The following is a 10,264-nucleotide window of genomic DNA, read 5'->3' as shown; positions in this document are numbered from 1 at the left end:
CCGCGGTCTGGGGTTCTCTCTGCGACGCCTGCTGTTGCGATCCTTGCGCCATTGCGTTGTTTTCCCTCTTGCCTGGACGTTCTTGTTATTCGAAACGCACGCAGCAGTGCCGCATCAACCCATGAAACCGGGCGTACGCCCCGCAAGCGCGGGCTGCGTGGCGGCGGTGGCCATGCCTGACTTGAAGCCGCTCGGCACGCCGCCTCCCGCGACGTTGCCCGCTATGCCCGCGACCGTCGCGCCCATGGGCCCGAGCCGCGCCCCTGCCGCCTGCATCGCCATGCCCGTGGCGGCCTGACTCGCCTGGCCGAGCAGCGCCTTGGCACCGCCCTGCTGAATGGCTTGCGCGGCACCCACGGCTTGCTGCGCCATGCCCGCTGCCTGCGTGACCTGGCCCAGCATGCCCGCGGCCTTGCTGTTCGTGCCCGCAACGCCGGCCAGCGCGCCCGCTGCGCCGCCGGCCGAACCGGCCATGTCGGCAAAGCCGCCCGCGCTGGCCAGAAAGCCCGAGGCCCCCGCCGCATCGGTACCGCCGGCAGTCGGCTCTTTCGCCTTCCAGTCCTTGGGCGTGCCGAAGTAGCTGCCTTCGTCCCATGGATCGCGCGGGTCCTTGCCGAAGGTGACCTTCGCCGTACCGATCGGCAGGCCCGACACGGTCGCGAAGCCGTTGCGGTCGAAGGTGCCGGCGTGCGAGCCGCCTTCCGAATCGACCACGGTGAAGTCGCCCTGCGCGACGCCCTGATGCTTTTCGCCAGTGGGCTTGATGTACTGGTGGTACAGGTCGAGCTGGCCCTTGGGCAGTTGCGGCGGGTTGGGCAGCGAAGGCTTGCCCTCGCTCGCCGGTCCCACGAGGCTGTGCACCGCGGCATGCTCGCGCCAGGTGCCCGAGGTGCCGTGCTCGATGCCGCCCGAGCTCCAGCGGCTGTAGCTGGAGCCGCCGTTGATCACCACCTCTTCCTTCGCGTGGATGGTGATCTTGTTGGCGGTCTGCGTGATGTTGAGCTTGGCCAGCACGTTGACGCTGTCTTTCAGCGCCTTGATGTCGATGTCGGCGCTGGCCGCCACCAGACGCATGCCGGCCTTGGAGGCGAACATGCGGATGGCGCTCTGCACGCTCACAAGAAAGCTCTTGCCCGCGCTCACGCTGGTGTGGCCGCCGCTGGTGAGCGCGTTGTGCTCGTTGCTCACCATGTGGGTGGAGCCCTGCGCCACGGTCTGCAGGCCCTTGGCGCTGGCCAGCGTGAGGTGCGGCTCCTGGAACTCGGGAAAGTCGCCTTGCTCGCGATTGCCGCCCTGGCCCTTGATGGCGTCGTTCTGCTCCTTCAGGCCCTTGGCGACTTCGTCCTGGTCGCCGGTGTCGTGCGCCTCTGCGGCCTGGGCGGCTTCGCTCAGCCCTTCATGCAGGTCGCGCGCCTGCGTGAGCCGGCCGACGGTCTCGCCCATGTCGGTGGTGTGCGCCTGCGCGTTGGGGCGCGGCTCGGTGGTGACCAACAGCCCCTTGGCCGCACGCGCCACGCCATGCCCATCGGTGCGCAGCTCGAAGCCCTGCCCGCGCGGCTCCTTGCGCCCCGCGGTGTCTTCGATGCGGCCGATGTGGCCCACGCTCAGCTGGCTGGCCTGGTGGTCGCTGCGCAGCTGCGCCTGGATCTTTCCGTGCGTATCGTCGAGCACTAGGTGGTTGCCGCGCCCGCCGCCGAGTTCGCGACTGCGAATGCCCGACAAATGTTTTTGCTCCGGCAGCTGCCAGGCCGCCATCGTGTCGGCGTTGTAGACGCATCCCGTCACGATCGGGTAGTCCGGGTCGCCGTTCAGAAAATCGACGATCACCTCCATGCCGATGCGCGGCACCGACACCGCGCCGAAGGTGGCGCCCGCCCAAGCAGTGGACACGCGCACCCAGCAGCTGGAGTTCTCGTCGTCCTTGCCGAGGCGGTCCCAGTGGAACTGCACCTTGATGCGTCCGTACTGGTCGGTCCAGATTTCTTCGCCGGCCGGCCCTACCACCATGGCGGTTTGCGGACCGCGGGTGCGCGGCTTGGGCGTGGTGCGCTGGGGGCGCCAGGCCAGGCTGGTAGGCTGCACGTCGAAGGCAAAGCGCTGCACCGAGCCTTCGGTGGCCTCCGCCCCTTCGCTTGCCTGCAGGTTCTCCTGCAGGTGGTAGCTCACGCTCGTCAGCAGGTACTGCTGGTTCTGGTCGGCACGGGGATGGCCGGTGAGGCGCAGCGTGTGGCCGGTGGCGAGCTCGCGCAGGTTGGAGCGGCCGCTGGCGCGGCTGCGCTGGGTCAGCTGCTCTTCGTTGCGAAGGCGCGCGTAGGTTTCGCCATCGGCGTGCTGCACGAAGCCACCGGGCCACTCGTAGTTCTCGTAGCCGTCGTGGTCGTGGCCGGGCGGCATTTGCCGCAGGTGCGAGAGGTCGGCCTTGGGCTTTTTGAAGTCGTAGTCGTTGTTGTAGTGATGGCCCGCGCGCACCTCTTCCGCGGTTTTCCAGGCATAGATGCGTTCGCGCTGGCCCATGCCGGATTTTTCGAGCGGGTGGTAACGCACCGACTCGCCGCCGGGCAGCGGACCGTGCGAGCTTGCGATGTCGTCCGCAAACACCAGCACATGCTGCGATGCCTCATGCCTGAAGTAGTAATAGATGCCCTCGAACTCGCATAGGCGCGAGATGAAATTGAAGTCGCTCTCGTGGTACTGCACGCAGTAGTCCCAGCGCCGATAGTCTCCGCGGCTGAGCTTCTTCTCGATCGGATAGCCATAGCTTCCGAGCACGTCCATCAATATCTCGGGAACGGTCTTGCCCTGGAAGATGCGGAAGTCGCTGCGCCGCGTGGCAAGCCACAGCCAGGGCCGCAGCTGCAGGCGGTAGAAGGAATGGCGCGCGTCTTCCTGCTGCAGGCCGAACCGGGTCGCGATGCCGCCCAGGTAGCGCACGCCGCCGCTTTCGGTTTCCACCGCCACCGTGGACGCCTTGCCGAGCAAGGTTTTCGGGTCGATGGCGTTGCTGCTGCCCAGCAACTCGATATCGAAGGCGTAGAGCTGGCTCAACGCCTCGCGGCCCACCAACTGGCGAAATTGCAACGCCTCGCCAAGGGGCGTCTGGATCGTGACGCGGCGGCTCATTGCAGATCCGCAGCCAACCAATAAGACAAATTGGCTAATGCCAATTGGCTCAATAAGAATATTGTTTTCAAATTGAGCTTCATGCTCAACTCCCCTTGCATTATTTGACTATTATTTTAAATGTTGATTTAACGTAAGAGCCAATGCAAAGAATAATCTTTGATGATTAAGCATAGGCTCGCCGCTTTGGAGTTCGATCCCAAGCGAGTCGCAGTTATTGGAACGGGATTCCGCAAAAAGATGGGGCGTGGCAGCCACATTCGGGAAATTCCGGATCTTCCAAATTATTACGTTTTCATTCATTCAGTTACGATATAGCGGTCGACTGGCCCTCTCGATAGGGCGGCGACTTCAATCAAAACGGACAAAATGCAATGAAATGGTTTTACTTTTCAGCCACGGCCGCGTTGGTCGGGGCTTTGGGGGGATGTGGAGGAGGAGGTGGTGGTGGCGGAGGCGGCGGAGTGCCATTTCCGATCCTTCCCGCTGCCGCATTGAGCGTGACCGTTCAGGTCAATGGCAGTTCGGCCACAGCCAATGGAGACGGCAGGTATTCCGTCAAACCAGGCGACGTGGTTACGGTGACTCCCAGCCTTGGGTCGGACTGGAGCAGTAGCTCCGAACCCGCCGGCTCCGTGAGCCTACGCAATCCGGACATTTCCAGCGCGAAATGGTCAGCGCAGATCGTCAACAACACCAATGCCGCGAGCTTGTTGACGGTCAACGCGAAGGTGACTTCCAATGCGGCCTTGAGCAAGGACACCGTCTTCAACGTTGCCGCGGGCGACTCCCGGAACCTGGCGTACAAGGTGTTTGCGACGAACGGCACTCAGCAGCGCCTCGCACTCAACTTCGACACCATGTCGTACGCAATGACCGATGAAACCGGTATCGCGGTATCGGATTCGTTCAGCGCCGACGTGTCGCAGTCGGGAACCTACGTGTTCAAGAGTTCGCACACCACGGCGTCTACCAGCCGGTTCCGGCTGACCACGGACACCGTGGTGGGCTCGTTCCCCTTCCAGGTTGCACAGGTTCCGAACACCTACGCCGTCCAGCCGTTCATTGGCTCCCGAGCCATCGTCACGACCCAAAGCGCACTCGACGGAATCTACAACCGGCTGGGCATCAACATGCGGCCGGGCGTGCTCGACTCACAGATTCGCCAGGTGCAAGTGACTGGAGGCGGAACCTTGATGTATTTCTGCAATGAAGTGGGCATCACTTCCATTGCGGCCTGCCCCCCGGGCTCGATAGCCACCTACAACATTTCGGCTGGTTCATCCGCCGAGTCGTGGAGCACCGTGAACGCGGCCAACCCGAACGACAAGGGCGCCTTTTCGGTGATGGTTATCGGAGGAAAGAACGTCTACGTCGCGGCGGGCATCAATACCGTTGCGCCCAACGACTCCATATTCCGCATCGGCCTGCTCGATTCCCCGACCCGGCTCAACACCACGGCGCGCGGCGGCGACAACTACGGAACCTGGGGCACGTTCGGCTTCGATGCGACAACGTACACGGCCGCTCTGACAAGGCCCGACGGAACCATCTCGAACATCAACTACGCCGTGAATTCGGCAAGCCCGACGATTCCGGCACTTGCCAGCATCAACTTCGGAGGCACCGACCGCTACTTCGCTGTGCAGGACGGCACGCTCTCGGCCGTCGTGGGTGCACGCACCAATCCGGTCACCGGTTACCTCCAGATCGGTCTCGTGCCCTGATCGAGCGGCGCCGGTGCATGCCGGCGCCATTCACATTCGCGCACGCCGCGTTGCGCCGCATTTGCGGTGCAACGCGGCTTTCTTTTGCATGAAGGCTAGACGGCGCGAGCTCCCGGCCGCTCCAGCCTCACCACCCGCCACGCACACAGGCTGCCCACTGCCGCCAGCAATGCGGCCAGCGCGAACATGGTCCGGTAGCCGAACTCCTGCGCGACGGCACCGCCCAGCAGTACTCCCAGCACGCCGCCGAAGCCATAACCGATCACCGTAAAGAGTGCCTGCCCGCGCCCGCGCAACCGGCCCGAAAATCGGCGCGACACCACGGCGATGCAGGTGGTGTGGTGCGCCGCGAAGCTCAGTGCATGCAGGCCTTGCGCGACCACCAGCGCTGAGATCCAGCCGCCCAGCCCGGCGGTCAGGCCGAGTCTCGCCACGGCGGCAATGCCGCACACCAGCATCCAGCGCGGCATCGGCAAGAGACCGATGAGCCGGCCCTGCAGAAAGAACCAGACGATCTCGGCCACCACCGAGAGCGCCCAGAGCAGGCCGATGACGCTTTTGCCGTAGCCGAGCGAATCCAGGTACAGCGAGAAAAAGGCATAGACCGAAAAATGCGACATCACCTGGAAGAACAGCGATGCAAAGAACCACCGCACCGCCGGAATGCGCAGCACCGGGCCGATGGGCTCCTTGACCGTGTCGTGCGACGCCACCGGCTCGCGAATGTCGGGCAGCTTCATGGTCGCTACCAGCACGACGGCGAGCGTGCCCGCGGCCCAGGCCGGAAAGTGCTTCATGCCGAAGCGCTCGAACCACTCGCCCGCAAAGAACACCGTCACCAGGAAGCCCGCCGAACCGCACAGCCGGATGCGTCCGTAGCGCCCCCAGTCGCCGGCCACCAACTGCGCCATGGCGGCCTCGGTGAGCGACATCATCGAACTGGTGTGGGTGAACATCACGAGCAGCACCAGCGCCAGCCACCACGCGCCGCCGTGCCACCAGAGCCCGAAGGAGCTGGCCAGCGCCACCGCCGCGCTGAAGCGCAGCAGCTTCACGCGCTGGCCCGTGTGATCGCTGAGCGCGCCCCAGGCATAGGGGGCGAACACCCGCGTGATCGATTGCACCGAGGCCAGCAGGCTGATCGTGAAGATCGGCAGCCCCAGGTCCTTGAGCCACAGCGGCAGGTAGGGGTTGAAGAATCCGATGTGCGCGAAATAGCTGGCCGACAGACCAGCGAACGCCAGCAGGTGGCCGCGTCCGGCGGCCACTGATGGCGGAGGAGGCACTAGAGGAAGGACGCCTGCGGGGACGCGGCTTCGGTCGTTTCGTCTTGCGCTTTTTGCTGTTGCTGCGCGTCGCCGCACTGCGCGCGGTTGCGCAGCGCGTGTTCCATGACCACCAGCGCCAGCATGGCTTCGGCGATGGGTGTCGCACGAATGCCGACGCACGGGTCGTGGCGGCCCTTGGTCACCACTTCGACGGGATTGTTGTGAATGTCGATCGACTGGCGCGGGCTGATGATCGAGCTGGTCGGCTTGATTGCGATGCTCACTTCCAGGTCTTGCCCGGAGCTGATGCCGCCGAGGATGCCGCCCGCGTTGTTGGTGACAAAGCCGGTGGGCGTGATCGAGTCGCCATGCGTGGTGCCGCGCTGCGTGATGCTGTCGAAACCAGCACCGATCTCTACCGCCTTCACGGCGTTGATACCCATCATCGCGTAGGCGATCTCGGCATCCAGCTTGTCGAACAGCGGCTCGCCCAGGCCGATGGGCACGTTAGTGGCCGTCACGCGAATGCGCGCGCCGCAAGAATCGCCGGCCTTGCGCAGGCGGTCCATGTAGGCTTCGAGCTCGCTCACGTCGGCAATGGGCGCAAAGAAGGGGTTGTTGGGCACATGGTCCCAGCTCTCGAACGGAATGGCGATTTCGCCGATCTGCGTCATGCAGCCGCGAAACACCATGCCGTATTTCTCGGCCAGCCACTTCTTGGCGACTGCACCGGCCGCCACCATGGGCGCCGTGAGCCGTGCCGAAGAACGCCCGCCGCCGCGCGGATCGCGGATGCCGTATTTCTTCCAGTAGGTGAAGTCGGCGTGGCCCGGGCGGAACTGCTGGGCGATCTGTCCGTAGTCCTTGCTGCGCTGGTCGGTGTTCTGGATCAGTAGCGCAATAGGTGTGCCGGTGGTCTTGCCTTCATACACGCCGGAAAGAATCTGCACCGCGTCGGGCTCGTTGCGCTGGGTGACGTGGCGGCTGGTGCCGGGGCGCCGGCGGTCGAGGTCGCCCTGGATGTCGGCCTCGCTCAGCTCCATGCCCGGCGGGCAGCCGTCGATCACGCAGCCGATGGCCGGGCCGTGCGACTCGCCGAAATTGGTGACCGCGAAGAGAGTTCCGAATGTGTTGCCGCTCATGACGGGGATTATCCCTACAAAGCGGCGGCCACTCAGTCAGTCGTGTTTTCCATGCGCTTGGTGAGCGTGCCCAGCTGCAGCTCGATGGAGAAGAGCCGCTCGTTCAACACGGCGGTTTGCAGCCGTATGGCCTCGACGATGGCCTTGGTCTGCGGATCGGTGGTGTTGTCGGCCAGTTCCGCCAGGTCGTGCAGCTTCTTGCGAAGTTCGTTGCTCATGGGAGGCTCCGTTCGTCGTCGCGTCGTGGAGCCTGCAGTATGGGTGTTCGCCAACGCCGAGGCAATGCGGGCAAGCAGGTCAGGCGCTCTTTAGCACCAGTTGGCAGCCATTGCCGTCGCGCTCGTGGGTTGATTAGGCAGCCGGTTCGGTTGGGAACGCTTTATGCGTACTGCACCGCAGCACCACCCTCAAAACCCTGCGAAGGAGCGCCATGCTGGACCGAACCACCACCCAGTTCTCCCACGTCAAGCCAGGCGACACCGAGTACATCTCGGGCGGCCTGCGCGATTTCTTTCTGTACCGCGATCTGGGCATTGCCGAGGCGACCAATGGCAAGGTCATCGCGCACCTCGTCAAGGCCAACATGGCACCGGAAACGGGCACCGGCTGGCACCGCCATGAGGCCGATTTCCAGATCGTGATGATGCTCAAGGGCTGGGCCCGTTTCATGTACGAAGACAAGGAAACCTTGGTCGAAGCCGGCGACGTGGTGCATCAGCGGCCCGGCATCCGGCACTTCCTGTTCGACTACTCGCCGGACATGGAATACCTGGAAATCGTCTCGCCGGCCGATTTCAAGAGCATCGACGTGGAGCCGGTGTGCGAGATTCCGCCGCCTACGCCCTGGCCCTGAACGCAGCACTTCACACGCCGTCCAGGGGCTGCTGCGGCGCCGATAAACTCCTCGCGTCTCACAAAAACCGACAACAACCGAGGAGAGAGAACTTGCGTATTCATACCCCTGTGGCCTGCCTGACGGCCGGCCTGCTGTTCGCGTGCGCCCTGACGGCCGCCAACATCGGCAACGCCGCACCGCCCCCCACGTCCACGGCTCCCGCCACCTCCACGGCCAACGCCCTGGAAGCCGAGCAGGAGGCGGCCTTCAAGGCCGCCAAGGCCGTGCAGAAGACCGGCCCCGCCGACATCGCCCTGCGCGACCAGGCTCACCTGCAGCTGCCGGCCGGCTACGTGTGGGTGCCGACGCCGGCGGCCGCGCAACTCATGCGCAGCATGGGCAACCGGACCGACGACACCTTCATCGGCGTGATCTTCCCCGGCGACGACGCCGACTGGATGGCGGTCGTCAAGTTTGTGAAAGAGGGCTACATCAAGGACGACGACGCGAAGGACTGGAACGCCGACGACCTGCTCAAGAGTCTGAAGGAAGGCACCGAGGCCGCGAACGAAGAGCGCGCCAAGCGCGGCATTCCTGGCATCGAGGTCACGGGATGGGCGCAGAAGCCGCAGTACGAAGCCTCGACGCACCGCCTCGTGTGGTCGGCGCTCTCGAAGAACAAGGGCAGCACCGGCGAGAACCAGGGCGTCAACTACAACACCTACGCGTTGGGCCGGGACGGTTATCTGAGCCTGAACCTCATCACCAATGCGAAGGACCTCGAGAAGTTCAAGCCCGATGCGGCCAAGCTGCTCGGCGCGATGCAGTACGACGACGGCAAGAAGTACGCAGACTTCAATTCGTCCACCGACAAGGTCGCAGCCTATGGCCTGGCCGCGCTGGTGGCCGGCGTTGCCGTGAAGAAGCTGGGCTTCTTCGCGCTCGCCCTGGCCTTCCTGGCCAAGTTCGCGAAGATCGCGGTCGTGGCGGGCGGCGCGGCGCTCTGGGGCATCGCCAAGCTCTTCAAGAAGAAGACCTGAAGCGCGGCCCGCCTCAGGTCGAGACGAGCAATCCGCTGACCAACAGCGCCGCGAACAGGGCGGTCACCGCTCGCCACGACGCGGGGCGCACTTCGACCCAGCGGTACAGCAGCAGCGCGGCCACCACCGAAAGACCGAAGGTGGCGGCCATGCCCAGTGCATCGATCCAGGCCGCATGCGGGCCCATCTGGCCGACCGCGGCATTGGTGGCCAGCAGCACCGGAAAGTGGATCAGAAACAGCGAGTACGAAATGCGCCCGAGCCGCTGCAGCGGCTGGGCCGCATCCGGCCAGCGCGCCATCGACAACCAGTTCTGCCGCTGCGCAATGGCAATCAGCAATGCGCTCACCAGCGCAATGGCAATGCGGCTGCGCCAGTCGATGGCCAGTGCGCCCGCGCCGGTCAGCGCCAACAGCACGATGGCGCTTTGCCAGGTGCTGGCGCGGGTTGCGCGCCCGATCCAGAACGCCAGCATGCCGAGCCCGTAGGCGCCGAAGAAATACAGCGCCGTGGTGTCGAGATCGGTGTTCCGGTTGAAGAGCGCGAGCGAGGCCAACGCCACCCCCAGCACCAGCGCCACCGGAATCCAGCGTTGGCGCGAGGCCGGCGTGGCGGGCGTGCGCCGCCACATGGCCGGCAGCGCCATGAGGCTCAGCGCCAGCACGAAGAGCTGGAAGTCGATGGCGACGTACCAGACGCCGGTGGACAGCGCCTCGTAGCCCAGAAGGTCCTGCAGCAGCAATCCGTGCGCGAGCAACTGGCCGATGCTGGGCGATGCCGGCACGTCGTCATTGCCGAGCCACGGGCGCACGAGCGCGGCCACCAGCACGCAAACGATGAGCGCCGCCAGGTACGGCATCACAAGGCGCCCGTAGCGCTGGAGGATGCGCGCAAACGGCCGGTCGACGCGCAGCACGCCGTCGGGCGCCAGGCTTGCCGCCGCCAGGAAGCCCGCGATCACCAGGAACACCTGCACGGCCAAGCGGCCGCTGTCGGCGAGCCAGCCCAGGAAGTCCGGTGCCAGCGCAAAGGCGCCCACCGGCATCGAGCCATAGCGCGACAGGTGATGCCCCACGATGACCGCGCAGGCAAGTCCTTTTGCAATGTCCAGCAGCGGCATTCGCCCGCGCTG

General features: G+C 65.0%; 8 protein-coding genes. 3 read left to right on the top strand and 5 right to left on the bottom strand.

Going from position 1 to position 10,264, the window contains the following annotated elements; genetic code table 11:
* Window positions 1-114: 114 nt before the first annotated feature.
* Window positions 115-3,120: a type VI secretion system Vgr family protein gene (locus J2X92_RS13215; RefSeq protein ID WP_307576302.1), complete on the bottom strand. Its 3,006-nt coding sequence runs from the start codon at window positions 3,118-3,120 to the stop codon at window positions 115-117.
* A gap of 635 nt (window positions 3,121-3,755) precedes the next feature.
* On the opposite strand from J2X92_RS13215, the gene J2X92_RS13210 reads away from it, so the two are divergent.
* On the top strand, window positions 3,756-4,847 hold the full coding sequence (locus tag J2X92_RS13210) for a hypothetical protein (RefSeq protein WP_307576301.1): 1,092 nt from the start codon (window positions 3,756-3,758) through the stop codon (window positions 4,845-4,847).
* A 95-nt stretch (window positions 4,848-4,942) separates the two neighbouring features.
* Here J2X92_RS13210 and J2X92_RS13205 read toward each other — a convergent pair whose 3' ends face one another.
* From J2X92_RS13205 to J2X92_RS13195, 3 genes are read right to left on the bottom strand one after another with little or no spacing between them, the layout of a single operon-like run.
* The gene (locus J2X92_RS13205; RefSeq protein WP_307576300.1) at window positions 4,943-6,115 is read right to left on the bottom strand and encodes an MFS transporter; all 1,173 of its coding nucleotides are present in this window, start codon (window positions 6,113-6,115) and stop codon (window positions 4,943-4,945) included.
* Between the two features lie 17 nt (window positions 6,116-6,132).
* A complete protein-coding gene (aroC, locus tag J2X92_RS13200) occupies window positions 6,133-7,257 on the bottom strand; it encodes a chorismate synthase (RefSeq protein ID WP_055805472.1) in 1,125 nt (374 codons plus the stop codon).
* A gap of 32 nt (window positions 7,258-7,289) precedes the next feature.
* Entirely contained in the window at window positions 7,290-7,475 is a 186-nt protein-coding gene (locus tag J2X92_RS13195; RefSeq protein ID WP_093017646.1) for a hypothetical protein, read from the bottom strand.
* Window positions 7,476-7,687: 212 nt separating this feature from the next.
* On the opposite strand from J2X92_RS13195, the gene J2X92_RS13190 reads away from it, so the two are divergent.
* Both J2X92_RS13190 and J2X92_RS13185 read left to right on the top strand, forming a co-directional pair.
* Window positions 7,688-8,110, top strand: coding sequence for a cupin domain-containing protein (locus J2X92_RS13190; protein ID WP_307576296.1), 423 nt, complete (start codon window positions 7,688-7,690; stop codon window positions 8,108-8,110).
* A 92-nt stretch (window positions 8,111-8,202) separates the two neighbouring features.
* A complete protein-coding gene (locus tag J2X92_RS13185; protein WP_307576295.1) occupies window positions 8,203-9,132 on the top strand; it encodes a DUF2167 domain-containing protein in 930 nt (309 codons plus the stop codon).
* A gap of 13 nt (window positions 9,133-9,145) precedes the next feature.
* Here the strand turns inward: J2X92_RS13185 and J2X92_RS13180 are convergent, their stop codons facing one another.
* Window positions 9,146-10,252, bottom strand: coding sequence for an acyltransferase family protein (locus tag J2X92_RS13180; RefSeq protein ID WP_373424842.1), 1,107 nt, complete (start codon window positions 10,250-10,252; stop codon window positions 9,146-9,148).
* Between the last annotated feature and the right edge of the window lie 12 nt (window positions 10,253-10,264).

The sequence above is a fragment of the Variovorax paradoxus genome, from assembly GCF_030811855.1.
Taxonomy (GTDB): Bacteria; Pseudomonadota; Gammaproteobacteria; order Burkholderiales; family Burkholderiaceae_C; genus Variovorax; species Variovorax paradoxus_L.
The sequence above is the reverse complement of the archived record's forward strand: the minus strand, read 5'-3'. Positions and strand labels throughout refer to the sequence as shown.